This is a genomic window from Sporomusa sp. 246TCP1 (genome assembly GCF_057319775.1).
Genome location: NZ_CM170492.1, coordinates 977,501 through 1,003,732, shown reverse-complemented (window position 1 = coordinate 1,003,732; position 26,232 = coordinate 977,501). Strand labels below are relative to the sequence as shown.

Below are 26,232 nucleotides of genomic sequence, written 5' to 3'. Positions count from 1 at the left end.
TCCTTACCCTAACTGGCGCACCAAGTCCTTAAAGGCTTTCCCCCGTTCCTCGTAATTATTGAACATATCATAACTGGCACAGGCAGGCGATAATACTACCACCTGTGGTGGCTGCGCCAACTTATGTGCCAGCGTTACTGCCCCGGCAAATGTGGCCACCTGATGAATATTGTTTACACCCTGCTGCATCGCTGCCTCAGCGAAACGCTGCCGGGCCTCTCCAAGCAGAATCAGATGATCCACACGTTCTTTTGCCAGCTTCATAAAGGCGGTTAAATCTGTATTCTTATCCCGTCCACCGGCAATGAGAATAATATGACCGTCAAAGGCTTCCAGCGCTTTTATTGCCGATTCAGGATTAGTGGCTTTAGAATCATTATAATAGGCTATGCCGGCAATTTCAGCCGTAAACTCAATCCTGTGCTCCACACCGGAAAAAGTTTTAAGAACCTCTGCCATTGCTTCAGGCCGAACTCCGGCAAAATAAGCAACTCCACAGGCAGCTAATGCATTTTCCACATTGTGGCCGCCTTTTATGTTAATATCATTAACAGCGCAGATCTCACTACTATTACCATCCATGTTCATTTTGATCTTGCCATTTTCGACATAAAATCCAGCATCAAGACACTGCTGCCGGCTAAAATATACTACTTTTCCCTTGGCCCGCTTAGCCATACCGCGCACAGCCATATCATCATAGTTCAAAATTAAGTAATCGCTAGCTTCTTGCCTGTTAAATACTTGCTCTTTCATTTGTTGATAAACTTCCATCGTATGATGCCGGTCTAAATGATCAGGAGTCAGGTTCAAAATGGCAGCAATATGGGGGCGAAACTCGATAACACCCTCAAGTTGAAAGCTCGATATCTCGGCCACAACAAAACCATCCGGTCTGGCCGCAAGCGCCTGCTCTGACAATGCAGCTCCAATATTACCCCCTACCCCAACTTGGTGACTGGTAGTTTTAAGCATTTCGCCAATTAAAGTTGTTGTTGTTGTTTTACCATTAGTACCCGTAATCGCAATCATTGGTGCCTCACTCAAACGGTAAGCCACCTCCACTTCGCTCATAACACAAATACCCCGGTTTTGTGCAGCCATAACCAGCGGGATATAAATCGATATACCGGGAGACACCACAAGATAGTCTATGTCATCAAGTAGTTTCTCATTCTGGTGTCCCATCACAAAAGTAATACCAGCCGCCTGCAATTCAGAAAAGTCCTGATCAAATTGATCCATAGCTTTAGCATCACTTAAGACAACACTCGCGCCTAACCGCTGCAAAATCTGAGCTACGGAAAGCCCGCTAATACCGGCGCCTAATACGAGAATTTTTTTATTGGCGAATTCTGTTTGTCTAATCAATTTATATTCCTCCAGCCCGGCTAACTGCCAAGATACTTAATGCTATAGCGGCAAACACTGTCCCTGCCAGCCAGAATACTGTCACAACTTTTGTTTCCGACCAACCGGATAATTCAAAATGGTGATGAATAGGACTCATTTTGAATACCCGCTTTCCGGTTGATTTAAACGAAATAACTTGGATAATGACCGACAATGCTTCAATTACAAATACACCACCAACGATAACAAGCAGGAATTCAGTTCTAGTCAATACCGCCACTGCAGCCAGCGCCCCACCCAATGCCAGCGAACCGGTGTCACCCATAAATACTTTGGCTGGATGAGCATTGTATCGTAAAAAACCAAGACAGGCTCCCGCCAGGGCTACACAAAAAACGGCTAAGTACGGTTTACCAAAATACAAAGCGATTACCGTATAAGCTAGCGCGGCCACAGTGGTCGTACCTGCAGCCAAGCCGTCAAGTCCGTCAGTAAGATTAACCGCATTAGTCGTTCCGACAAGCACAAGAAAAATCAATACATAATATAAGGCCCCAAAGTCAACACTTGCCCCGAGTACTGGTATCCATAAATCTGTGCCACGACCAAAATAAATACTGGCAATATAAGACAAAGCTAGTGCCATAATTATCTGCCCCAGCAACTTTTGCCGGGCTTTAAGACCCATTGAGCGTTTTAATACCACTTTAATAAAATCATCCAAAAATCCAATTAGACCATGCCCAAAGGTAACAAATAAAGCCAATAATACTTCCGGATTGCTACCCGCAAAAATCAAACTGGGAATAACCAGTGCCAGCAAAATCAATACCCCGCCCATAGTGGGAGTACCGGCCTTGGCATAATGACTCTCAGGTCCTTCTTCTCTGATACTTTGCCCGAATTTCAGCCGCTTCAGCATGGGAATAAAGAGCGGCCCTGCTGCTATGGCAATGACAAATGCCATAGCAGCAGCATACAACAATTCCTGCATGGTAACCTCCTAAATGTGTATAACGATTTAAAGCCTTTTGCAGGCGGGTGGTGTGGTTGACTATATGTCTTGAAATGCCTCCAGCATAGTTTCCATCTTCATGCCACGGGAGCCTTTAAGTAAAATATAATCCCCTGGCTTTAGCAGCTTGCGCAGGGCGTCAATCGCCGCTTTATGTTCGGTAAAGGATTGCGTAGATTTTACACCCTGTTCGCTGGCAGCAGCAGCAATATGTTTTGCTAGTTCTCCAACCGCTATGATACTATCTACACCCTGCTCTGCGGCTTGCCTACCAACCCTGCGATGAGCCTCAACCGCAGCATCACCCAACTCTAACATATCACCCAGCACGGCAATTTTACGGCCCTTACTGATATTGGCCAATGTAGTAAGCGCGGCCGCCATTGACAACGGACTCGCATTATAAACATCATTGATGACCGTATACGGGCCATACCTATTTATTTCGAGCCGCATAGCCCCAGGGACAAAACTACTAATTCCGGCTTGTATTTCACTTGGCTGCAGGCCTAGCTCCCAGCCGACAGTAATAGCTGCAAGTGCATTATAAACATTATGAATACCGACTGTTGGCAATGTAACCGTAAAAGAACCGCGGGCACTGCAGCAATCAAAGGTAGTACTCAGTTCAGCACTTTTCCCGGTAGTTATATTCTCAGCCCTGACAAATGCATTGGAAGCTATACCATAAAATACGATTCTTCCTTGGGTTTTGTGCTGCATATTACGTACCTGCGGATCATCAGCATTGAGCACCACTAAATCATCAGGTGCAATTGCCTCAACAAGTTCTGCTTTGGCAGACGCAATATTTTCAATTGATCCGAGAATTTCCATATGTGTTTCGCCGACATTTGTCACTACGCCTACTGTGGGCAATGCAATTTCAGTCAGCTCGCGGATTTCCCCGCTGGCCCGCATGCCCATTTCAACAACAGCAACCTCATGACTGGCTTCAAGCTTTAATAGTGTAAGTGATAAACCTATTTCATTATTAAAATTAGCTTCCGTCTTAAGCACTTTGAACTTGCTGGATAATACAGCGGCAAGCATATCTTTGGTCGTAGTTTTACCATTAGATCCTGTCACGGCGATCACCGGAATAGTGTATCGCTGCCGATGAAATCTGGCCAGAGCCTGCAACGCCGCCAACGTATTTATTACTTGGATTACAGTGACATAGTCAGGCACATTTACCGTCTTACTGACAAGTAGAGCTGTTGCCCCTTTAGCCACAGCCTGAGCGACAAATTCATTGCCGTCAAAATGTTCACCAACCAAAGCAACAAACAAATTCCCGGCCTGAATGCTCCTGGTATCAGTCGAAATACCTTGGAACAGCTTGCTATCACCAGCATTAATCAATTGACCGCCAGTAGCCTTAAGCACCTCAGTTAAACTAAAATCAGCCATTGTTGCTCATCTCCTTGATGACTTCACGCGCTACTTGCCTGTCATCAAAATCAATTGTTTTATCTTTTAAGATTTGATAGGTTTCATGACCTTTACCAGCAATAAGCACAACATCATGTGCTTTTGCCAATCGAATAGCGTGCGTAATTGCCTGACGGCGGTCAGGAATTACTTCATAGCTTTTTCCATTGTTATCTGCACCTAAGGCCTCTTTGATACCCACTTCTACATCTGCCAGTATCTTTTCCGGGTCTTCACTACGCGGATTATCTGATGTCGCAAGGACAACATCGCCATATTGAACCGCCAGTTTACCCATAATTGGTCGTTTTGTACGGTCGCGATCACCACCACAACCAAAAACCACAATTATTCTTCCCTGGGCAAACTGTTTTGCCGTTTTTAGCACATTTTCCAAACCATCAGGCGTATGGGCATAATCTACAATCACCGTAAACGGTTGCCCGGCCTGCACTAGTTCAAACCGTCCCGGTACACTAGTAAAACTCTCCAGGGCCTGTTTGATAACCTCGGGGGGAACTCCCTCGGCCAAAGCCGCCCCCACTGCCGCTAAAACATTATAAACATTAAACATGCCTGTAATGCTAAGCGATAGCTCCATAGTGCCAAATGGGCCTTTTACCTGGAAACTCGAGCCAGTTTCTCTAACAGCAACGTTGCCGGCCGTTAAAACTCCTTCTTTATTAACAGCATAACTAATTACCGGGCAAGCTGCATTCTGGGCCATAATGGCCCCGGCACTATCATCAAAATTGACGACTGCTGTTTTACCTTGCTTCGTATTGGTGGGTTTGTTCAAACCGCGGAAGAGTTCGGCTTTGGCATCAATGTAATTTTCAAAAGTCTGATGAAAGTCTAAGTGATCCTGAGTCATATTGGTAAAAATACCGACATCAAACTCACAGCCAGCCACCCGATTAAGCGCCAGGGCATGGGAAGAAACCTCCATAATAGCATACTCCATACCACTATTGACCATTTCCGCCAGCGTAATTTGCAACTCAATAACATCAGGGGTAGTGTTTTTTATTGGTAGTGTCTTGTCATCAATAAGAGTCTGGATTGTGCCAATTAATCCGACTTTATGACCATTTTTTCGCAAAATATCACGAATTAAGTAAGTAGATGTGGTTTTACCGTTGGTACCAGTTACACCAATCATCCGTAACTTCTGTCCAGGATAATCAAAAAAACACGGTACAATGGCCTGCATTGCCACCCGGGTATCGCCAACCCTGATTATCGTAATCGTAGCATCAGCTACATCTGACACATCTCTCTCAACTACCACAGCGACTGCACCACGCCGGGCAGCCTCAGCAATAAAATCATGCCCATCAACATGAGCACCGCTAAGACAAAAGAACAATGTCCCTGGAACCACTTTGCGGGAGTCATGCGCCACTGCTTCAATGGTTTGATCAAGCTTTCCCAAAATCGTAGCATCTGCTAATAATGCCGTTAATTGTTTTAAATTCTTGGCCATCCAAAATCCTCCTGCCCAAATTACAAAAATTTTCTAATCAATACGCTGCTCTTATTATTTTTACCATTATTCCCTATTCTAACGCTTTATTCAAAATAGATAGTAATGCTTGTGCCTGATAATACTTTACTCCCTGCTAACGGATCCTGCTTAACAGCCTGACCGTTTGTTCCTACCGGTTTAATCGCCAGACCTAGTTCAGCCAACGAATCTGACGCTTCCCGCAGTGTCCGCCCGGTTAAGTCTGGAACAGTAACTTCACCAGATGAATATCTAGGTGTCATAGTATAGAGTAGCACACCGCCGCCGCTAGGTATAAGGCTACCCGGTTTAGGAATTTGGTCGGCAATCCTATCACCAGTCTCCTCAATGCGCGGGATTAATCCGGCCTGTTGTAATTCCTTCATTGCTTCAGGAACACTCAGGTTTATAACACTAGGAACCAGCACATGCGCTTGTTCAGTACCAGCTTTGCTATTTGTCGATAATTGCGGGTTAACCTTAAGATACTGCAATACATCCTTCATTACTGCGCCAAATACAGGGGCAGCAATCTGACCGCCATAGTATAGTCCAACAGGCTCATCAATGACAACCAGCATAGCTACCTGTGGGTCATCAGCAGGCGCAAACCCAACAAAGGATGCGACGTATTTATCAGGCAAATAGCCACCTGCACCAACTTTTTGTGCAGTACCCGTTTTGCCGGCAATTTTGAAACCTTCGATATACGCATTTCTGCCAGAGCCTTGCGATACTACTGACTCTAATATTTCTTTAACCTGTTTTGTGGTGGAAGAATCAAGCACTTGCCTGACAACATCAGGCTGAAAGGCTCTAATTACTTGCCCTGATTTATCCTTTACTTCTCTTACAATCTGCGGCCTTAGCAGTTTACCATCATTAGCTACAGCCGCCGCTGCCGTAACCAACTGAATAGGAGTAACAGCAATACTTTGCCCGATAGACATTGTCGCAATATTAATAGGCGTTGCTTTAGCTCTGTCAATCGTTATGCCTTTTGCTTCTCCCGGCAAATCAATATTGGTTTGTTGCCCAAAACCGAAAGCATCAATATAGCGATAAAACGACTCACGGCCTAACCGTAATCCTACATTAACAAATCCGACATTGCAAGAGTTCTGAACCACTTCAGCAAAAGTCTGACTGCCGTGCCCGCCATGTTTCCAGCAATGAATCCTGCGCCCTTGTACTTCGACTTCCCCGGGATCAAAAAACTTTTCGTCAGGCTTAACAAGATGTTCAGACATGACAGCAGATGTAGTAATGATTTTAAAAGTAGACCCTGGCTCATAGACATTCGATACAGCAATATTCCGCCATAACTTAGGGGAAAACTCACTGAATTTATTAGGATTATAGTCTGGTCTGTTAGCCAAAGCCAAGATACCGCCATTCCTGGGATCAATGGCAATGATGGTAACTGCCTTAGCCTGGGTTTCCTTCATTACACGATCCAGCTCACGTTCGACAATCTGTTGGATAACCAGATCAAGGGTAAGATAGATATTATGACCTTCAATTGGCGATAAAAAACGATGCGAAGCATTCGGTATTTCCTGGCCTCTGGCATCATACTCAATGACAATACTGCCAGAACGGCCTTTTAAGTAACTGTCAAAGGTCATTTCTACTCCGTCAAGGCCCTGACTATCAATACCATTAAATCCGAGGACATGAGCAGCTAAATTATCATAAGGATAATAACGCCGGTTTTCCTGGGTAAGACCAATACCAGGAAGATTAAGCATTTGTACTTGGTGACCAATTTCTGGTTCAATCTTGCGTTTTATCCAAGTAAACGCCTGACGTTTTTTTAACTTGCTTGTAAGTTTGGTTTCATCTAACGCCAAAATAGCAGCCAGTTTGGCTGCTGTTTCTTCAGGATTACGTATTTCGGCAGGTATTGCGTAGACAGATTCAGTACTAACACTAACTGCGAGCTCCCGGCCATTCCGATCATAAATAATACCCCGTTTAGCCTCCACCGGAATTTCGCGAATGCGTTGATCAACAGCATTTTCTGATAACCAGACACTTTTGTAAAACTGGAGATATAGTAAGCGACCAATCAACCCCATCATAATTACCGATATAACAAGAAAAAGGAACGCCACCCTTTTTCTGATGGTAACATGCGAAACAGCTGCCACTTATTTACCTCCCCCATCATCCAGATTACCGCCCTTTATTCGCCTCCGCCGTGTGTACTTTGATTGCGCTTAGCACTTTATCAGCAATCCCGTTATTATTATCAACGGCTGCTGGCTGAGAGTGACTGCTGTCAGGCATAACTGTAGTTGCATAATAAGCGTTTTTGGGCACAACCATTCCCAAGTTCTTGGTAGCATACTCTTCAATACGTTGTGGTGATTTTAGTTTCGCAATATCAAGACGTAAAATTTCATTTTCTTTTTCAATTTTTGCTACTTGACTTTTTACTTTTACCAAATCATAGCCTGCTTGAATAATGATAGCACTCTGTATGGTTGTAACCGCCGCCATTACAGCAGCCAGAATTACTAGTATCAGACACTTGGCTCGCAATCGTTTATCAGCTTTTCGTACAATCTTCGGCGTAGGTAAAGCGGATTCTTGTTCATAAGCAGGTATCTCCCGCTTTTTATGTACTAACATCTTTATTGTTCCTCCTTACTATTTAGAACAATTCATCACGATAACTTTTCCGCCAACCGCAGCTTAGCACTGCGGGCTCGTGGATTGTGCTCAATCTCAGCTAACGATGGCAGGGTAGGTTTTCTTAGAACCTTAACTTTGGGTTTAGTATTACACATACACACTGGTAATTGTGGTGGACAGATACATGTTTTAGATAACTCTTGCAGCGTTTGTTTGGCAATCCGGTCTTCCAGTGAATGAAACGTTATTATTCCAATACGGCCCCCCGGTTTTAACCTTTCCACCGCAGTGATGAAAGTATCCCGTAAAATCCCCAGCTCGTTATTGACTTCAATTCGAATGGCCTGAAACGTTCGCTTGGCCGGATGGGGTCCATCCCGGCGTGCGCCAGCCGGAATGGCCTTTTTGATAATATCGACCAGTTGCCTGGTTGTATCAATAGCAGCGTTTTTCCTGCTTTCCACAATAAATTTAGCAATTCGTTTAGCCCAGCGTTCCTCACCATAGCTGGCGATAACTTCTGTCAACTGCTTTTCATCGTACGAGTTTACCAGTTCACAGGCCGAAAAATCAGCCTCAGGATTCATACGCATATCAAGCGGCGCATCCTGCATATAGGAAAAACCCCGCTCGGCAACATCCAACTGATGCGACGAAACGCCTAAATCAAACAAAATTCCATCTACCAGGCCAATCTCTAAACGGTCAAGTATGGCACCTAAATTACGAAAATTATCCTGCACAATGCTAATCCGGCAAGCGGCCTCTGCCAACCGTTGCTGCCCCGCCTGAATAGCTGCAGCGTCTTGGTCAATACCAATCAGCCATCCCGCTGGTGCCATACGGGCAGCTAAACAAGACGAATGACCGCCTCCTCCTAACGTACAATCTACATAAATACCCTGCGGATTGGAAAAAACCCCGGCAACACTTTCTTCCAACAGTACGCTGGTATGCTCAAATTCAAAACCCTGCATTTTTCAACAACTCGTTTCGATTATAATTAAATACCCAAATCGGCGAGATTTTCAGCAATTTCAGCAACCGTGGGGCTAACTTTCTGGTTATATTCATCCCAGGCAGCCTTGTTCCAAACCTCAATTCGAGTCGACACACCAATTACTACTACATCTTTATCTAAGCGCGCATGCTCGCGCAAATTTGTCGGCAACAACACTCTTCCCTGTTTGTCACATTCCAATTCAGCAGCTCCTGAAAAAAAGAAGCGAACAAAGGCTCTGGCTTCAGGTTTTGCTAACGGAAGCTTTTTTAATTTTTCTTCTAGGATAGCCCACTCACTGCGGGTATATACAAATAAACAATTATCCAGTCCTTTGGTAGCAATAAATACTTCTCCCAACTCATCCCGAAACTTAGCGGGAAAAATCAGCCGGCCTTTATTGTCAATGGTATGCAAATACTCCCCCATAAACACGGCTGTATCACCACCATCCAGAAAAATTCAACCACTTTGCACCACTTTATACCACTTTTAAAGTCTATTCTTGGTAAATAAAAAAAATCCTGCCTAAAACTCGCAGGATTCTAAAAAAACAAAAATTTGGACTTAAGTCCTATATTCCATTACATTAATTTCTTATCAGACCAAAGCGTTCCAATACAGGTGCCGCGTTAAGTCTGACAAAAAAGCTTCGAAACGTATGTTGTCCTCTAAATATAGGTATACGTTCAAGTGCGTAGGGGTTACTTCCCGTACCGGCCTGACCATAGCGAATGGTAAAGGCTGCTTTATAGCCTGCCTGTTTAACCATTTCTTCAATCTGGTGATTATATACGCCGGTAGGATAGGCAAAATATCGCGTTTTAACCCCTAGTTGCCGCTCCAGTTCTTTGCGTGAGTCAGTCAGCTCTCTCATAGCCTCCTCACGTAATAACTTGGTAAGAGCGGCGTGGGATACCGTATGTGAACCAAAAACAAAACCGTCTTTTTGCATTGTCCGTACTTGATCCCAGGACATAAAGTTTTCCTCATGTCCTACTTTATTGGTCACTAAAAATATAGTAGCCGTAAAACCATACTTTTTCATGATCGGATAAGCGTTGGTGAAATTATCCAAATAACCATCATCAAACGTAATCAAAATGGGTTTTTCCGGCAGTTCCCGATCATGATTGAGATAAACCATTAACTGGTCAGGTGTTATTGTCGTAAACCCATTTTGAGCTAAATATGCCATTTGCTCTTCGAATTCCTCTGGTGGTATTGACAATGCATGATAAAAGTTGTCCACTTTATGATAATTTAAGATAGGCACATCAGCAAGTGAACTCCCTGCAACACGATTCGTATTGCGTCCTGCCACTACAGCAGTAGTGCTTACTACAGAAGCTGATACTATTAGTAAAAAACCAAGGCCCATAATGAGAAACCATCCCTGACGTCGACTAATGCGAACCACCGTCTCGCCTCCCTAAAAGACTAAGCTGGATCCTGCTTTGCGCTTATAGTTGCGCCACAACATAAGTACTCCGGTCACTATTATGGCAATGACGCTAACCAGTTGCGCTAATCGCCACACTCCAAACATTTCACTATCAAGCCGCAAGCCCTCAATGACAAAGCGACCTGCTGAGTACAAAATAATATACAGCAAAAACACACTGCCGGCTGCTGACTTACTTGGATATTTAGTAAGCAGCCAAGTCATAATAATAAGTATACTAAATACAATTAAGTCCCACAAGCATTCATATAAAAAAATCGGATGAAAAAAATCAAACTGTTCATAGCCTGGCGGGCGATATATATAGTCAATGTAGATGCCCCAAGCAACATCAGTCGGATATCCAAATACATCCTGATTAATAAAGTTTCCCCACTGACCTATAGCCTGCCCCAAAATAAGTCCTGGTGCCAGCATATCGGCCCATCGCCAAAAAGAAATTTTATTAACTTGGCAATATACCCAGATTGTCAAAGTGACGCCGATAATAGCTCCATGGATAGCCAAACCACCATGCTTTACTTGCAGTATTTCATTGGGGTTAGCTGCATAAAGCTGCCAATTTACAATAACGTAGTAGGCTCTGGCGGTCACTAAACCTACAGGTAAACTATAGAGTGTCAACTCTAACAATCTGTCTGAATTTTCATTACGCAGACGGACATAATACCAGCTAATAGCCACTGCTATAATTATAGCAGTGGCTAAAATTAGCCCAAACCAGTTAAAATTAATTGTCCCAATAGAAAAAGCAATTTTCTCCATATAAAGCTCCTAACATAACTCTGATTTCGTATAAAAAAACATAAATCAGTTAATAAATAATAGCATAATTGCCATTCTCTAATTTCATAATAAAGTCATGACAAATATTAGTCAAGTATGCTATAATAATTTATATTGTCAACATGTTCCACTCTCAACAAAAGGAGGTTGTTAAAATGACTATCACTAAAGACATGAGTATTGTTGATGTTGTTCAACAATATCCCCAAACCGTAGAAGTATTTCGCAATTTTGGCATGGGTTGCTTAGGTTGTGCCGCCGCCCGCTTCGAGAATATCGAACAAGGCGCTGCTGCCCATGGTATTGATATACCGGCTCTGATTGCCGCCTTAAATGAAGCAGTAAGTGCATAATTGCAAAAACAGGGCAATACAGCCCTGTTTTTATTTTTTTTGTTTGACTGCCACCTTAGCCACGGTAATACCAAACGCCGCTTCAAAGTCAAGGGCCAGCTGGGTATTATCAATCTTAAGAACATAAGCCGGAAAGGTCTGTAGTACCTCGATCTCCCTTCCCGGTAACAAACCAAAAATAATAAGTTTTCTCATGTTTGCAGCGCTCTGGCCGTGTATGGCTATAACTCTAGCCTTCTCACCTGTTCTAAGTTCGGTTACAGATTGTTCTGTCATACCACCCCTCACCTTCCTATGGCTAACAAGGTAAGCACATTATGGATGAGTGCCGCCGAACCATAAGCAATCATAATTATTACCACCACCATAGCTAAAGATATTCCCAGCCCTCGTTCTTTAACCATGACAGCCAATTGAGCCACACAGGGAACAAATAAGGTTAATGCAATTGCTGCAGTAAGCAATTGCGCATCTGTTAACTGCCCTGCCACCGCAAGATCATAGAGTCCTGCTGCTCCATAGTCACGCCGGAAAAAGCCCAGTAAAAATGCTTGCGCTGCTGCTGGTGGTAACCCGATAAGCATCATAAAGGGCTTAACATAGCTTATCATCTGATCTAAAATGCCGCTACAATCGCCAGCCCATAATAGAATACTGGTAATAATAAACACCGGTAATATCTCCATAAAATACCAATACATGCGGGCATATGCTTTCTTCAAGACATTACCAACAAGCGGCAATCGTAATGGCGGTATTTCCATATAAAATGCGCTTCTGCTTCCCGGAATAAACTGAGCACTCAACCAGCCCACACCGGCAAAGACTAGCAGCATGTACGCGCTCCAGATAATAACAATCGTTGTGTTATGAGAAAGTAATGCCAAGACTACTCCCAACTGAGCGGAACAAGGTATCGTTAAAGCCAACAAAAAAGTAGCTAATAATCTCTCACGCTTGCTCTCTAATGTTCGTGTTACCACTACCGCCATGGTGCCACACCCCAATCCCAGCGTTAGCGGGATAACAGCACGGCCGTTAAGTCCAAAATACCGAAAAACAGCATCAACCAGCATAGCCAGTCGCGGGAGATACCCAGTATCCTCCAAAAAGGCGAACACCAAAAAGAATGTCCCGACAATGGGTAAAATAATTGCAGCCGCGTACCGAAATCCCATCGTAAAGATACCATATTCACCGGCTAGCAGCGACCTTAGCCACTCCCATGGAATATAAGCATTGGCACCCATTACCACCACAGGATTGATGATGGGTACAAATACACTATCATTAATATAGTCAACAAGATATCCGGCCCCGAATTTTCCCACAAACTGGTATAATCCAAAATAAAGCACCAAACATAAAATTGGAATCCCGGTTAAAGGTTCTCTGGTTATTTTGCCCAGCCAACCTGCCATGTTTTTAAGTGGCTGACGCTCAAAGCTTGCGTATCTGATAACATTAGCCACTATTTTATCAATAATAGCCTGCTGCTCTATTGCCACCAGAGCGTCAAGGTTATTTTTATTTTTCAATGCTAAACAATCAATAATGGCAACTATCTCCAACCACGCTTTTTCGGTCTGTGCAGCACTATTGAGTACCATCGGATCCCCTTGCAAAAGCAGTAAGGCAGTAATCCTTTTGCTCATACCATAGGAGCAAGTTAACAGAGCGCTTATTTTAGTTATCGCTTGCTCAAGCTCATCATTCAGTTTAAAAATACCTGGCTGTAGTTGTTTATATTGACTAATTGCTTTTCTTAACCCTTCTAATCCAACCTTATTGACCGCCGAAGTCGCAATTACCGGAATCCCCAGCATTTTTCCGAGAAGCTGAATATTGATGAGCAACCCCATATTCTGAGCTTCATCCATAATATTCAAATTAAGAATAACCGGCAACCCTGCATCAATAAGCTGAATTGTCATATTAAGCATCCGCCTTAAGTTTTTTGCATCAACAACATGAACAACAACATCTGGCAATTGCCTGGTCAACAATAGCCGAGTGACCCTTTCCTCCTCTGTCAGGGGAATTAATGAATACATTCCGGGTGTATCAATAATCTCAAAACGCTGCAGGCCATATTTAAAATGGCCTGTGGAAATGTCAACTGTCGTACCTGGGTAATTGGACACAGCGACATAGCTACCTGTCAAATAATTAAAAATGGCACTTTTGCCAACATTAGGCGAACCCACCAATACTACTTTTACTGCCTTATCCCGCACCACTATATCCTCCGCTGCTTCAGAAATACTCATAATATTTCCTATGCCATTGTATGAGGGGATATGCGTTACAGGACAAATAAATTCCCGGCCATAAGACCGGGAATAATGGTTATACCAGCTTTTGGAGTTTAGAAGTTATGTTGGCTTTAGGCAGATAACCTGTCAGTTTCTCTAATTGCTCACCGTCTTTGAAGACAATCATTGTAGGCAAACTCATCACACCGTATTTTTGGGTTAGTGAACGATTTTCATCAACGTTAACTTTTACAACTTTAATTTGGTCACTCATTTCTTGCGCCAATTCATCCATAATAGGTGCAAGCTTATTGCAATAGCCACACCAAGGAGCCCAAAAGTCTACAAGTACCGGCTTAGCAGTATCAAGCACTTCCTCCTGGAAATTGTTATCGTTAGCATTGACTACAGTTGCCACAGACAGTCCCCCTTTTCACTTAACTGAAGTACATATCTACTTGTGGTTGCGCAGTTCAACCAATATACAGTTTTGATCAACCACAGTAAGACCAAAATTGTTGGCTGCCGCTACTACATTAGCGGCATTGGCCCCAGGCTGCAGCCATACATTTTTAATACCAAGTTCAGAACAATTATTCATAATTTGTTCCCCGACTTTCGGCGGTACTACAACATTCACAACCTCAGGCCTAACAGGCAAATCCTTAAGGGCTGGATAACATTTATCGCCAAGTATCTCGTTTATACCGGGGTTTACCGGATATACACTATAACCGGCGTCCTTGAGCGCTTTAAATATCTTATAGCCAAACTTCTCTGTGTTGTCGGTAGCTCCTACAACAGCCCAGTTTTTCATTTGGAGCATAGTCTCAACATGAGTCACAGATTGCCTCCCTTACGTCATTTTACGACGTTATCAGTTAAATCATTCCTCACTAATGGTAACTTTATTCATTATGTCGCCTTGGCTAATTTGATCAACAATATCCATACCGTCAATAACCTTACCAAACACTGTATGTACACCATCTAAGTGCGGCTGAGGCTCATACACAATAAAGAACTGACTGCCGCCAGTATTAGGGCCGCGATGCGCCATTGACAGCGATCCCCGTTCATGTTTGTTCGGATTGCCTTTGGTTTCACAAGGAATAGTATAGCCAGGACCACCGGTACCATTACCATTCGGGCAACCACCTTGGGCCACAAAACCTTTAATTACTCTGTGAAATTGTAAGCCATCGTAAAAACCCTCTGTAATTAGCTTTTCAAAATTAGCAACCGTCTTAGGTGCGTCTTTTTCAAACAACTCAATAACAATCTGGCCTTTATCCATCTCAATAATTGCTTTTTTCAAGTTTATCCCTCTCTTAAATAGAATTATTTTTATTATAACATAGTGGATGCCCTTTGGCAAAATTGGAAATCGCTTTACACGCAAAAAATACTCTTCCTACCGAGAAAGAGTATTTTTAAAAAATATTATGTACGCCCATGGTACCGTGCTCTCGTATGTTCATACCCGCCGCTAAGCAGGTGGGCGTTTTCTAGTTAGGCTTTTGCCTTCCACTCCAAGGAGGCATGGCAGCTACATCACATCAAACTCCCCAAGTAAATGAGTAGGTTGAACATATAAGAGTGTAACGAGCACCTCAGGCATTAATTTCTACTAACATTATGTATTTTATCATGGTTATACCTTTACCTCAAGGCTTAAAAATAGTCAAAAAACTGGGGTTTTGGACTATTTCTTTTAACCCTCCCGGATCATTCCTTTTCGTCCTTGACCTCACGCAATCACTAAGCGTTTGACTTTTTATTATCATAGCCTCACTCAGTCTTTCTGCGTAATCAATGATGTATCTATCCTGGGTTTGGCTGCAATACTCTGCGTCAAATAGGCGGAAAGCAAAATTTTCATTGCCTTCTACCAGAAAATCCGGCGTCACCTTTTTTCATCAATTCCGGCGGCAGATTAATTTGGCAAATCAGAACGCTTACACATTCTACATGATACACTGTTGCTTCTTCGTCGAATAGAGAAAAGGCACCAAAAAATTCAAGTGTGAAGAGGGGGTTAATGGGAAAAAGCCGCCCATCCATAAGAACAGGCGACTTACGGTACAACCGATATCTAAGTGGGCCGCACTTTAGATTTAGTTGTGGATTTTACTACGATCGAACTATGTTAGCAAACCGTGCTGCAGTCATCATTGAAACAGAAAAATAGTAAAAGTATTATAATGATGATTATAATACAGCTACTATCACGACCTCCTCCGAAATTACCAAATCCCATAAAGCATGCCTCCTTCATTACGTATTAGGGACGTTACATACTATGCTATACAGGATGGGTTTGCTCCAGGAACATAACAAAAAAGCCGCCCACCAGAACGAACCCGGCAGGCGGCAAAAAAAGAGCACCCCAACCGCCAGGCTGAATTGGTCAAATAACAAAAACTGCTCCAATCCCGAACGACAGAACGGCTAAATCAAGAAATTATGGCATCCAATTAAAAGCATAAATCAAAGAGCATAACGTAATAGCCGCAACGGAAACAAATCCGCAAATAAAATCCCAAAACATTACTGATCCCTCCCTTTAAAAACAAGAACATTTACAGTATATGAGGGAGGGTTTATTTTGATTCCTGAAAAACATGCCAAATAGAAATGGAAAAAACCGCCCGCCAGGACGAACCCAGCAGGCGGACGAAGCACAGGGACGGTTCTCAAAGGCGTGCGCACTGTTCCTGGACAACCTGTGCAGAAATGAGCAATAAAACCAGGCGCATAAAGCGAATTTTACATTCAAATTGGCAGGAGCATTACCTGCTATGGACTGAATATCGGCAGACCATCCCTAATACTCCGACGTGACTTAAGTAGATTATCCTGCTGAGGTACGAAGCTCGGTGAAGACGGCGAAAAGCAGACCTGTGAAGTGGTTATCGAAGTAGTCGGGGGGCTATAAAGTGATCATGCCTACTCATCAGGAACTTCCGTATGTACGACCCGTAAAGAACAAGATACCTAACTGAAGGTATTTACTCCCTTCGTGGAGTCCAAGCGCAGGAATGGAAATTCCTTTTTTCATTCCTGTTCCAAACCCAATGATAACCCAATGAGGTTTGGAGTCTTACGACCGCCGATAATGGTCAAAAAGATGATTGGCGGGCCAAAGGAAGAGGTTAAAGTCACTATGTAAAGCTAGAATGTAAGAAACAGTGGAACTTCGGACGAGAATGCTAATGCAGATAAAAGCAGATGACTCGAAATGGGAGGAAATGCCCGTTGTATCTGGAGGGCGGCAGCCCGTAGTAATGATGAAATGGAGTAATGTCCATGGAGTGAAGGGGCATAGTCAATATTTATATGAAAGTCAACACAACCTGCTAGGGAAGGCGTGGAGCCATACCTGACATGAAACCAGCTGGCCAAATCGAAAACGAGGAGGCTGATGCTTGGAACAACAATCTAACTATCCCGTCCTAAAAGTTCCTGCCGACGAAAAGGAACTGTATCAATACCTTGACCAGTTGTATACAAAGACCCAGAAAGCAAAAAAAGATAGAAAAGCTATAAAACATAACGGTCTGCTGGAAATCATCATATCAGGGGTTACCATACAAACCGCAGTCCACAATATTAAAGCAAACCGTGGAGCTGACACGCCGGGAACCGATAACGAAACCATGCGGCAAATCCTTGAATTACCCTATGAGCAAGTTATCGATACAATCCAGAAACATTTTAGCCAGTACCAACCTCGGATGATACGCAGAGTGTACATCCCCAAACCGGGAAAAATAAGCCTTCGACCGCTGGGAATACCCGCTGTTACAGACCGCATTATCCAAGAATGTGTTCGCATCGTCATAGAACCAATCCTCGAGGCTCAGTTCTATAGTCATTCTTATGGATTTCGACCCTACCGAGACACACATATGGCTTTGGAAAGAATAGCAGACATCGTCCATAAAACTGGATACCACTGGATCGTCGAGGGAGATATAAAAGCTTATTTCGATACCATAAATCATACCCGGCTGATCAAACAACTTTGGCATATGGGTATCAGGGACAAACGAGTCTTGATGATAATTAAACAAATGCTTAAAGCCGGAATTATGGGCGAAGTTAAGCGAAATCTAATGGGAGCCGCGCAAGGCGGAATCATATCGCCGCTACTGGCAAATGTGTATTTAAATCGATTCGACTGGTCAGTTGCCAATGCCTGGGAAGAAAAGAAAACCCGGTATGCATACACGCGAAAGGATGGTAAGTTACAAGCCTTACGGGAGCGTAGCGCACTAAAACCGGCGTATGTTATCCGCTATGCGGATGACTGGGTACTTGTCACCAACACAAAAACCAATGCAGAAAAGTGGAAATTCCGCCTACAGACAGAATTTATGTCCAAATATAAACTGGCACTATCAGAAGAAAAAACAAGAATCACGAACGTCAGGAAAAAACCAATAGAATTCCTGGGGTTTACCTTCAAGGTCATTAAGTTCGCTAAGGCGCGTAAAGGATACAAGACAAAAACAAGACCCAATCCCTTACGGCTTAAAGACAAAATAAACAGCCTACGCGAACCCATACGGCAGATAAGTAAACAAGGGACGCCAGAACAGACAATAAAGCACATCCATCTGCTAAACAGTCAAATTCGGGGAATCATCAATTACTATGACAAGGCGACTCAAATCACAACGGATATAAACAAACATTCTTGGAATCTTATGTACCTTGCCCGCCGTGAAATGAAGAAAATTGGTGGTCGGTCGATTCCTGCGAATCAGACTGACAATTTATCATCGGTGCATAGTCAATATACAACAAAAATACCGATGCTAGAAGTAAACGGACAGAAAATTGGACTTACCTCTCTGGCCTTTTGCAAATGGCGAAAAACCAAACTGAAAAATCAAGAGGAAACTCCATACACGCAGGAAGGGCGCGAGAGGTATCAACAACGGACAGGAAAGACCAAGGGATTATTTCGCCAAGACAAATTGCTCAACGCGAGCAAAATTGCGAGTCAAACAAACGGTTTAGGGTATAACTTTGAGTATCATTTAAACTGTGCGTATGCATTTAACCGGGATAAAGGGACATGTAGAGTGTGCAAAGTAAAGCTTGGGAGTGAAAATGTGGAATTTCACCGCATTCGACCATCTTTGTCTTTGAAAGACCTTAACCGTGTCCCAAATTTAGCGAGTGTTTGTAAAACGTGTCATGAAAGAATCCACTGGACTGCGGTACATCCGAAATTACCTGTAAAATCGGAGAAAAAGCTTAACAGGATGAGAGAAAAGTTGTTGTTGACTAACCATAAAATATTGATGGAACGCGCGGTGAAGCGAAAGTTTCACGCCGTGTGTGAATCAGGGGAAAAGGGAGTCCGAACGGCGCAAAATGCGTGCGAGGATGCCCCTTACCTACTGGTACTTCAATCGGAAGTTTTGCGCGCAAAAAGGCTCAACTAACGGCTCCCGGCTGCCAGTTGAGCCACAAAACTATCTACGCGCAAAATTTTTGATTGCCTCAGAAGAATGAAGTCGCGGGCTGCCCAGCTATGGAATTTCAATCTTCTGTTCTCGGTTTTTGATTGTTAATTTTTTCTGTTTTCGTATATTTTTTTGGCTTTACTTTGCTGATTTATAAACGAAGACAAGGGGACGGTGGTTGCGTCCTATAAGACACTTTCTCCGTCCCCTCGTCCTATTTTGGTTTCTACGCCATTAGCAGAATTAGTTTGTTGTCAATCAGAACCGTCCCCGGTGGCACCATGGTGGTGTTTTTGAAAAGTCAAGTTTTATTTTCAAATCCAAATTATTTCCCCTGATTTGGGGAGGTAAACAAAAAAAGGCCCTCTTGCGAGGGCAGGAAATTCAAGACTTGAGAGTTTATGAAAATACTCTCAATTTTAAGGGAGGGGCCGAAAAGATTTAACTCCCATAAAAGTTTTCAGCCGGCCGCAGTTTAGTACAATAAGATTTATGCGACATTGGCACTTGGGAAGATTGTATTCTTCTCAGGCGCTTTTTCTTGCCAATCTCGCATAAATTCCTACTCATTTTGCGTAAAGGTTTGACGCCCTTTATCGCAAGGGGGTCAGTTTCCAAATAGCCAGAGGACTTATAGTCACTGAATTACTTCGTTTCGTTATTATTTAACACCAGCATATCGTTCTCGTCAAACGACCAGTAAGGGTTATATGCAACCTCCCAATAATAGCCGTTTGGGTCGGTGAAATATCCGCTGTACCCGCCCCAGAAAACCTTCTGCGGATCTTTGGCGATAACCGCACCCGCTTTTTCCGCAAGTTCCATGACTTCGTGCACCTCGGCCTCGCTTTTCACATTGTAGGCCAGCGTAATTCCAGCAAATCCTTCGGCAATCTGCAGCGGGATTTTCTCATTAATGTCCTCTGCAAGAAGCGCCAATGGATACAGTTCAAATTTTGTGCCGGTGGTGTTAAAGAAAACCACCTTCGGGTTATCTTCTTTTTCATCGGTGGCAAAGCCAAGTCCATCGCGGTAAAAGCGGATGGACTGCGCCATATCCTTCACACCAAGGCAAATTATGCTAATTCTGTTCATAGTAAATTTCTCCTCGTAAATTGATTTTTAAAAAGGCACACGATAGCATGCTTCAGCTTATAGTCATAGTGTTGGATAAAAAGCATATGAAATCATCCTCGTACCTATCGCAGGGAAGGGATCGCTGTCAGCTCCATTTTAGACCTAATTACCATTATGTATGCTAAACTAAAGGTTACCGCCTCAGCCAGGGGCGTTGTCAGCCATATTCCCGTATCGCCTATAAGGTTAGGCAACACTGCAACAAAAACTACCGTTAGTATAAGACTGCGCAAGCTTGATATCAAGACAGCTTTTTTAGCTTCGCCGATAGAAGTAAAAAACGCTGCTGCCATCATGTTGTAACCATTTATTATAAACGCAGCAGAAAAGAATCTAAGTCCGATTGACCCAATATGTATAAGCTCCTGATTGTCTCTGGCAAACATACCAACAATATTTTCTGATAACGTAAAGGCCACTGCAAATACAAGCACTCCTACAATGAATGCTGCCACTGCCGCTATCTTAAACATTCTAAATATTACACCGATGTTTTTTGCGCCAAAATGAAAGCTGATCAGTGGATGAATGCCAACGGCCATTCCGGTTAGTATCATGCTCTCTACAAACATTACATAGCCAATAATGGTAAGCGCCGCAATGCCATTGACCCCTAGTCTCGTAAAAAGTACCTGGTTAAAAATATACGTAGTAATTGAAATCGAAATCTGCGCGATAAACTCTGCCGAACCAAGGAACAGCATATTTTTAAAGAGTCCAAGATTTATGCCAAATGCGAATATTGTAAATACCGATTTTTTACTTAAAAAATACCATGCCCCAAATAAAAATGGCAACAACACGGCTATCCCAGATGCTAATGCGGCCCCACGCATTCCCCAGTCTAAGTTTATGATAAACACATAATCCAGTATCACATTAAGTATATTGCCAGCTAATCCAAAAAACAAAGATAACTGCGGCTTTCCTTCCGCTCTGATAAACATCGAGAAAGCCATGTTCATCATCATGAAGATATAAAAATATAGTATTACGCCAAAAAAGTCAGCGACATATCCGTAGACATCTCCCGTTGCTCCAAGCAAAACTACTACATCCGTAAAAAACAGCCTAAGAATACCGATAATTACAGCAACAACCAGTAATATCGCACCTAAAGAAAACGAGAAGTAATAACTAGCTTCCTCCTTTTTTCCAGCGCCCAAGCTCTGTGCAGCAAGTGTTACACCTCCAACACCGATTAAAATAGTAATCGCCAACAAAATATACATGACCGGCAACGTAAGGTTAATGGCCGCAAGACCGTTTTCTCCTACCTGATAACCGATAAACAGCCCATCCACGACAATAATAAGCGACGTAAGAAGCATACCGACAATACAGGGAATGGAATAGCTCAAAAATGTTTTGACAATATGTTCATCCTGTATGTTTGTATTCATTCGAGTTCCCCCTTTATATAGTTTCCTTTGTATTCTACCTGTTTATATAAAAGGGAACTTCTGAATTCGAGCTTTTTTTAAAACTCTTGTATCGGTATGCATATTTCAAGCTGTATTTTACCTTTTTCATCCAATTCAGATTTATAAACTTCCAACGCAAAGCGGTTATCCAGCTTATATTTACAAAAGGGTAGTCATAGTACGAAAATTTCGTTAAAAGCAAATATAAGCTTATCAAGCGTATCATAAAAGGTATAACAGGCATACATTCCCGGCTCAATCCAGCGTATATCCACACCGGATGTCTTGTCAACCAGCATGCACATATCATACACGCACCTATCTTCATCCGCTATCAACGGATCATCATACGATATACCCACAAAAGTTGAAAGATGCCCGCCAAATCGCTTCTCCATATCTATGCAAAAATTTTCCCACGCTGATTTTAAATCTCGTTGATAGTTGCAGATAACCCGCTTATACACCACATTCATGCCAGCCAATCTTTTTATCTTAATTTTTCTGTCGAGCGAATCAAATATGTTATCATCTTTTTGAAGACTTTGAATATGGCCGGTTACAGCCGCAAATGTGTCTTTATATGGAACCACATTAAGTTTACGATATTTTGAGGCGCTCACTCCAAAATATTGTTTGAAAGCCGATGCAAAATTAGACGGGCTATAACCCATCTCAATAGCAATCTCCATAATAGATTTGTTTTTTGCTGCCCGCAGTTGAAATGCAGCACATTCGAGTTTTATCCTTTTGATAAAAGAATATATATTTTCCCCAACAATCGCCTTAAAGATCCTGTTAAAATAATACTTGGAAAAACAGCACTGCTCTGCTAGCTCTTCCACCGCCAGCGTCTTATTCAGATTCTGATATATGTAGTTTAAGGCCTGGTTAATACTCATAATATAGTCACTTTGCAAAATATAATTCTCCAATCTGTCTTTTTCCAATTAACTGTATATGAGCAAAATCAATCGCAAGTACATCTTACAATATTTAACTATACCATAACGCCGCAAAAATCTCTATTCCACTTAAAAAACTAAAGACGAGGGGACGATGGCATTGTCTCCCAAGACACTTTTCCCGTCCGCTCGTCTTCATTTGTTACATCTTTGGCAAACCATCTACGCGTTTAACCGGATACCGCAGTATGGTTTTCATTTTTGTTACATCAATTTTTCGAGGGTCGGACAGATAAATTTCATGATGACGCCTTGTATCAGACAAATCGCTAGCAAGTCCATTTTCATCAATATACCGTTTAATTTTCCCAAGTGTAGCTGGTTCCTCATCAAAGGTGCCAATATGCATGCATTGCACACATAAGCCTTCGGAAAAAGTAGCCAGTCTGGCCTTGGATAAATTAAGGCTCGGCTTTTTCTTTTTAACTATCTGAAGCGCTAATGAGAATACTTCATCGGTCACAAACTCCGGCTGGCGGATCATAGCTGTCCAACAAAACTTGGATTTATCGCTGTAATCAAACTCTTTGCCGCCACCCAGCCACCATAAACCCTCGAGTGGCGGCACTACATAATCAAAATATCCTTCCGGCGTCTGCCCATTTTTAGGAGACATCTTGATGGCATAAGCTAGTGCGTAAAGTGTTTCTACGGCAAATGGATATTCACCGCCTGGTTCATTTGGATTGCCACGTCCATCAATCTGAATAAAATTCATCTCTGCAACTTCTATTTCACTAGGCTCGCTTTTAGGCTGATACAAATCTTTATATACTTTCTTATAGTCAAATTTATCCATCTAATCACTGCTCCTTTTCATTGAAACTCTGTACAAAATTGGCGACTGCGATGTTTTACCCGAATTCTTGAACTACAAGTATTTCTCCAATAATCTTAACCTGACATATTCTTCGGTTTAGCAATTAACAAATTTTATAATTAATTATAACATAAAGCCTCCAACTAATAGCAAAATGCCGATCAAGGTGATTTCAAACACCCCAACCGACTCATTATTTTAAACACTAATCAATTACACATTCTATGTCTGTACCATCAAGCAAACTCACAAACAACCTAACGCCATCAAAAACCGTAACTAAATCAAAATCGATCATCGCCACAGCATCCGTTATTATCTCCATAAACTGCTTGCTCTTATATCGCTTCAGCAAGTTATCGTTTTTCACTCCTTGTCGCCACTTTCCGATAAAATCCTTATTTTCAACCATCGCATTAAACACGTTTACAAAAGCTTGATACAATACCCCATCATCAATATGCTTGCTTTCTCAGCCCTTTTCCGGCTACTTGCCGTTGCATCGCCATATGATCCGCTAAACCGGAGTTCCAAACCTCCCGGTCAAAAATCTGACCGCAAGAGCCTCAGGTAATCTATTGCAAAGTCGATAATGACGTATATGTAAAGCAGCGTCAACTAAACAATGTTTAGCTGACGCTGCACTCTAGCAAACTAACCGAAATTCGCCTGAAAGGTAATTACGAAATGCCCTAAGAACATCTGACCGTATTTCTTCTTGTGTAACCAGCCAGTCTGCAAATCCTTTTAGTACACCAGCCTTATTAGCCTCATCGACAATACGCCGGATATCACTTTTAGAAAGCTTTGCAGGAGTTTCTGCGACTAAATTTAGTAAACTACGATAACTGATGTTAGAAATGGCCTTACGATTAATTTTAGTCATTTGTATCAGCCTCCAGTTATGCGAATATGTACTTACATTACTATAGTTATAGTTCTTTCTCGATTCGACTTTATCCTGCATAATAAAACTAAATATATCCATCGCACAATTCCTAAATTAACATAAACTATACGATTGTTAAGAAAAGTATCACAAACCTCAAGACACTGCGAAAATGCTGGATTTTCTATTTACAGAATTACTTATTATCGGACAAAATATCATTCATATGTCTTTTATGCAAAAAACACCCATCACTTACTTTTCAGTAAACGATAGGTGTTTTTCTGGAGCGGGTGAAGGGAATCGAACCCTCGTAGCTAGCTTGGGAAGCTAGAGCTCTACCATTGAGCTACACCCGCATATATAATTGGTGGCGGCGCAGGGATTTGAACCCCGGACACTGCGGGTATGAACCGCATGCTCTAGCCAACTGAGCTACGCCGCCGTTTTGGTGGAGGGAGGTGGATTCGAACCACCGAAGTCAAAGACGGCAGATTTACAGTCTGCTCCCTTTAGCCACTCGGGAATCCCTCCAAGTTAAATGGAGCTGGCGAGAGGAATTGAACCCCCAACCTGCTGATTACAAGTCAGCTGCTCTACCTATTGAGCTACGCCAGCGTGTGTGGTGCCTCAGGGCAGAATCGAACTGCCGACACGAGGATTTTCAGTCCTCTGCTCTACCGACTGAGCTACCGAGGCATTAATAAATGGCGACCCCGGCAGGATTCGAACCTGCGACCTTTTGATTCGTAGTCAAACGCTCTATCCAGCTGAGCTACGGAGTCGTATATATTTAAAACAGCCTTCCTTAGAAACCGTAAGCCAGTTTCTGTTTTAGGAAATCATTTATCTAACGCACGAAAGTGCGCTCTTCCCTTCGGTTCTTATTCCTTACAGGAAGCTCCCCTACCAAATTTGGGTTTCTGCCTCGTGGAGTTTACCAATTTTCACTAGGTTGTTGCCAACCTACTCATTCTCTGTGCACTTTATGGCTACTTTCGGCTACATGAGTCGATTTTGCCGTCGTCAGAGCATTCACTCTGCCCCACCTTGCGATGGGCACGAACATTACGACCATCACAGGTCGTGGCAGTCTGGACTTTCCTCAATACCGCAGTCAATGCCGTACCGCAATTTCCCGTTTCTAAAGAAGACTGGATTTTTTGGCGACCCTGAACGGATTTGAACCGTCGATCTCCGCCGTGACAGGGCGGCATGTTAGACCGCTACACCACAGGGCCGTATCGGGTAAATGGTGGGCGATGACAGGATCGAACTGCCGACATCCTGCTTGTAAGGCAGGCGCTCTCCCAGCTGAGCTAATCGCCCGATAAATAGATTGGTGACCCGTGGGGGAATCGAACCCCCGTTATCGCCGTGAAAGGGCGGTGTCTTAACCGCTTGACCAACGGGCCAGATGGTGACCCACCCGCGACTCGAACGCGGGACACCCTGATTAAAAGTCAGGTGCTCTACCGACTGAGCTAGTAGGTCATTAAATAATGGCGGAGTAGGTGGGATTTGAACCCACGCAGGCCTCACGACCTCTAACGATTTAGCAAACCGTCCTCTTCAGCCACTTGAGTACCACTCCACATTGGCAGGGGCGGCTGGACTCGAACCAACGCGTGACGGAGTCAAAGTCCGTTGCCTTACCGACTTGGCTACGCCCCTATATCATTAAGTTGGGGTGACTGGAGGGTCTCGAA

General features: G+C 43.0%; 23 protein-coding genes, 13 tRNA genes and 2 other RNA genes (1 of these 38 running past the window's edge). 2 read left to right on the top strand and 36 right to left on the bottom strand.

All coding sequences use genetic code 11. From position 1 onward, the window contains the following. Positions 1-3 precede the first annotated feature (3 nt). The 10 genes from murD to lgt form a co-directional block, all read right to left on the bottom strand. The gene (gene murD / locus AC1ECB_RS04925) at positions 4-1,371 is read right to left on the bottom strand and encodes a UDP-N-acetylmuramoyl-L-alanine--D-glutamate ligase (protein WP_485667697.1); all 1,368 of its coding nucleotides are present in this window, start codon (positions 1,369-1,371) and stop codon (positions 4-6) included. A gap of 1 nt (position 1,372) precedes the next feature. Beyond that, entirely contained in the window at positions 1,373-2,347 is a 975-nt protein-coding gene (gene mraY / locus AC1ECB_RS04920; protein WP_485667696.1) for a phospho-N-acetylmuramoyl-pentapeptide-transferase, read from the bottom strand. A gap of 60 nt (positions 2,348-2,407) precedes the next feature. Next, entirely contained in the window at positions 2,408-3,781 is a 1,374-nt protein-coding gene (locus AC1ECB_RS04915; RefSeq protein ID WP_485667695.1) for a UDP-N-acetylmuramoyl-tripeptide--D-alanyl-D-alanine ligase, read from the bottom strand. After that, positions 3,774-5,288, bottom strand: a complete 1,515-nt coding sequence (locus AC1ECB_RS04910) for a UDP-N-acetylmuramoyl-L-alanyl-D-glutamate--2,6-diaminopimelate ligase (protein WP_485667694.1) — start codon at positions 5,286-5,288, stop codon at positions 3,774-3,776. Before AC1ECB_RS04910 ends, AC1ECB_RS04915 begins: the two co-directional genes overlap by 8 nt. Positions 5,289-5,374: 86 nt before the next feature. Beyond that, positions 5,375-7,462 carry a stage V sporulation protein D gene (locus AC1ECB_RS04905; RefSeq protein WP_485667693.1) on the bottom strand — a complete coding sequence of 696 codons (2,088 nt, stop codon included), beginning with the start codon at positions 7,460-7,462 and terminating at the stop codon, positions 5,375-5,377. A 25-nt stretch (positions 7,463-7,487) separates the two neighbouring features. Then, entirely contained in the window at positions 7,488-7,946 is a 459-nt protein-coding gene (locus AC1ECB_RS04900) for a cell division protein FtsL (protein WP_485667692.1), read from the bottom strand. Between the two features lie 35 nt (positions 7,947-7,981). Continuing rightward, the gene (gene rsmH / locus AC1ECB_RS04895; protein WP_485667691.1) at positions 7,982-8,926 is read right to left on the bottom strand and encodes a 16S rRNA (cytosine(1402)-N(4))-methyltransferase RsmH; all 945 of its coding nucleotides are present in this window, start codon (positions 8,924-8,926) and stop codon (positions 7,982-7,984) included. A 26-nt stretch (positions 8,927-8,952) separates the two neighbouring features. After that, positions 8,953-9,384, bottom strand: coding sequence for a division/cell wall cluster transcriptional repressor MraZ (gene mraZ / locus AC1ECB_RS04890; protein ID WP_021167404.1), 432 nt, complete (start codon positions 9,382-9,384; stop codon positions 8,953-8,955). Between the two features lie 154 nt (positions 9,385-9,538). Beyond that, a complete protein-coding gene (locus AC1ECB_RS04885) occupies positions 9,539-10,369 on the bottom strand; it encodes a polysaccharide deacetylase family protein (RefSeq protein ID WP_485667690.1) in 831 nt (276 codons plus the stop codon). A 12-nt stretch (positions 10,370-10,381) separates the two neighbouring features. Continuing rightward, positions 10,382-11,179: a prolipoprotein diacylglyceryl transferase gene (gene lgt / locus AC1ECB_RS04880; protein WP_485667689.1), complete on the bottom strand. Its 798-nt coding sequence runs from the start codon at positions 11,177-11,179 to the stop codon at positions 10,382-10,384. Positions 11,180-11,355: 176 nt separating this feature from the next. Here lgt and AC1ECB_RS04875 point away from each other — a divergent pair, with 176 nt between their 5' ends. Continuing rightward, complete coding sequence (locus AC1ECB_RS04875) at positions 11,356-11,553, top strand: DUF1858 domain-containing protein (protein WP_485667688.1); 198 nt, start codon at positions 11,356-11,358, stop codon at positions 11,551-11,553. Between the two features lie 30 nt (positions 11,554-11,583). Here AC1ECB_RS04875 and AC1ECB_RS04870 read toward each other — a convergent pair whose 3' ends face one another. From AC1ECB_RS04870 to ssrS, 6 genes are all read right to left on the bottom strand, one after another. Continuing rightward, positions 11,584-11,829 carry a FeoA family protein gene (locus AC1ECB_RS04870; RefSeq protein ID WP_485667687.1) on the bottom strand — a complete coding sequence of 82 codons (246 nt, stop codon included), beginning with the start codon at positions 11,827-11,829 and terminating at the stop codon, positions 11,584-11,586. 8 nt (positions 11,830-11,837) lie between these two features. Then, entirely contained in the window at positions 11,838-13,823 is a 1,986-nt protein-coding gene (gene feoB, locus AC1ECB_RS04865; protein WP_485667686.1) for a ferrous iron transport protein B, read from the bottom strand. 79 nt (positions 13,824-13,902) lie between these two features. Beyond that, the gene (trxA, locus tag AC1ECB_RS04860; protein WP_021167398.1) at positions 13,903-14,226 is read right to left on the bottom strand and encodes a thioredoxin; all 324 of its coding nucleotides are present in this window, start codon (positions 14,224-14,226) and stop codon (positions 13,903-13,905) included. Between the two features lie 36 nt (positions 14,227-14,262). Further along, positions 14,263-14,652: a CoA-binding protein gene (locus AC1ECB_RS04855; protein ID WP_485667685.1), complete on the bottom strand. Its 390-nt coding sequence runs from the start codon at positions 14,650-14,652 to the stop codon at positions 14,263-14,265. Between the two features lie 42 nt (positions 14,653-14,694). Next, positions 14,695-15,126 (bottom strand): peptidylprolyl isomerase, encoded by a 432-nt coding sequence (locus AC1ECB_RS04850; RefSeq protein WP_485667684.1) that lies wholly within the window; start codon positions 15,124-15,126, stop codon positions 14,695-14,697. A 128-nt stretch (positions 15,127-15,254) separates the two neighbouring features. Continuing rightward, positions 15,255-15,431, bottom strand: a non-coding RNA gene (gene ssrS / locus AC1ECB_RS04845) — 6S RNA. Between the two features lie 1,805 nt (positions 15,432-17,236). Here ssrS and ltrA point away from each other — a divergent pair. After that, positions 17,237-19,267: a group II intron reverse transcriptase/maturase gene (ltrA, locus tag AC1ECB_RS04840; RefSeq protein WP_485664615.1), complete on the top strand. Its 2,031-nt coding sequence runs from the start codon at positions 17,237-17,239 to the stop codon at positions 19,265-19,267. Between the two features lie 666 nt (positions 19,268-19,933). Here ltrA and AC1ECB_RS04835 read toward each other — a convergent pair. The 20 genes from AC1ECB_RS04835 to AC1ECB_RS04740 form a co-directional block, all read right to left on the bottom strand. After that, complete coding sequence (locus AC1ECB_RS04835; protein WP_485667683.1) at positions 19,934-20,383, bottom strand: VOC family protein; 450 nt, start codon at positions 20,381-20,383, stop codon at positions 19,934-19,936. A gap of 104 nt (positions 20,384-20,487) precedes the next feature. After that, a complete protein-coding gene (locus AC1ECB_RS04830) occupies positions 20,488-21,828 on the bottom strand; it encodes an MATE family efflux transporter (RefSeq protein WP_485667682.1) in 1,341 nt (446 codons plus the stop codon). Between the two features lie 194 nt (positions 21,829-22,022). Further along, positions 22,023-22,769, bottom strand: a complete 747-nt coding sequence (locus AC1ECB_RS04825; protein WP_485667681.1) for an AraC family transcriptional regulator — start codon at positions 22,767-22,769, stop codon at positions 22,023-22,025. 187 nt (positions 22,770-22,956) lie between these two features. Beyond that, positions 22,957-23,613 carry a GyrI-like domain-containing protein gene (locus AC1ECB_RS04820; protein WP_485667680.1) on the bottom strand — a complete coding sequence of 219 codons (657 nt, stop codon included), beginning with the start codon at positions 23,611-23,613 and terminating at the stop codon, positions 22,957-22,959. A 226-nt stretch (positions 23,614-23,839) separates the two neighbouring features. After that, a complete protein-coding gene (locus AC1ECB_RS04815) occupies positions 23,840-24,004 on the bottom strand; it encodes a hypothetical protein (protein WP_485667679.1) in 165 nt (54 codons plus the stop codon). A gap of 276 nt (positions 24,005-24,280) precedes the next feature. Further along, positions 24,281-24,520 carry a hypothetical protein gene (locus AC1ECB_RS04810; protein ID WP_485667678.1) on the bottom strand — a complete coding sequence of 80 codons (240 nt, stop codon included), beginning with the start codon at positions 24,518-24,520 and terminating at the stop codon, positions 24,281-24,283. 288 nt (positions 24,521-24,808) lie between these two features. Next, positions 24,809-24,882: transfer RNA gene (locus AC1ECB_RS04805), tRNA-Gly, on the bottom strand. Positions 24,883-24,891: 9 nt separating this feature from the next. Further along, positions 24,892-24,968: transfer RNA gene (locus AC1ECB_RS04800), tRNA-Met, on the bottom strand. Between the two features lie 4 nt (positions 24,969-24,972). Continuing rightward, positions 24,973-25,057 (bottom strand) — tRNA-Tyr (locus tag AC1ECB_RS04795). Between the two features lie 8 nt (positions 25,058-25,065). After that, a tRNA-Thr gene (locus AC1ECB_RS04790) sits at positions 25,066-25,141 on the bottom strand. Between the two features lie 5 nt (positions 25,142-25,146). Beyond that, positions 25,147-25,222: transfer RNA gene (locus tag AC1ECB_RS04785), tRNA-Phe, on the bottom strand. Between the two features lie 9 nt (positions 25,223-25,231). Continuing rightward, positions 25,232-25,308: transfer RNA gene (locus AC1ECB_RS04780), tRNA-Arg, on the bottom strand. Between the two features lie 28 nt (positions 25,309-25,336). After that, positions 25,337-25,669, bottom strand: an RNA gene (gene rnpB, locus AC1ECB_RS04775) — RNase P RNA component class B. Positions 25,670-25,687: 18 nt separating this feature from the next. Then, a tRNA-Asp gene (locus tag AC1ECB_RS04770) sits at positions 25,688-25,764 on the bottom strand. 12 nt (positions 25,765-25,776) lie between these two features. Then, positions 25,777-25,852, bottom strand: a tRNA-Val gene (locus tag AC1ECB_RS04765). A gap of 11 nt (positions 25,853-25,863) precedes the next feature. Then, positions 25,864-25,938 (bottom strand) — tRNA-Glu (locus AC1ECB_RS04760). A gap of 3 nt (positions 25,939-25,941) precedes the next feature. Then, a tRNA-Lys gene (locus AC1ECB_RS04755) sits at positions 25,942-26,017 on the bottom strand. A gap of 9 nt (positions 26,018-26,026) precedes the next feature. Next, positions 26,027-26,117: transfer RNA gene (locus tag AC1ECB_RS04750), tRNA-Ser, on the bottom strand. 4 nt (positions 26,118-26,121) lie between these two features. After that, positions 26,122-26,197, bottom strand: a tRNA-Gln gene (locus AC1ECB_RS04745). A gap of 12 nt (positions 26,198-26,209) precedes the next feature. Further along, positions 26,210-26,232: transfer RNA gene (locus AC1ECB_RS04740), tRNA-His, on the bottom strand; it runs 53 nt beyond the window's last position.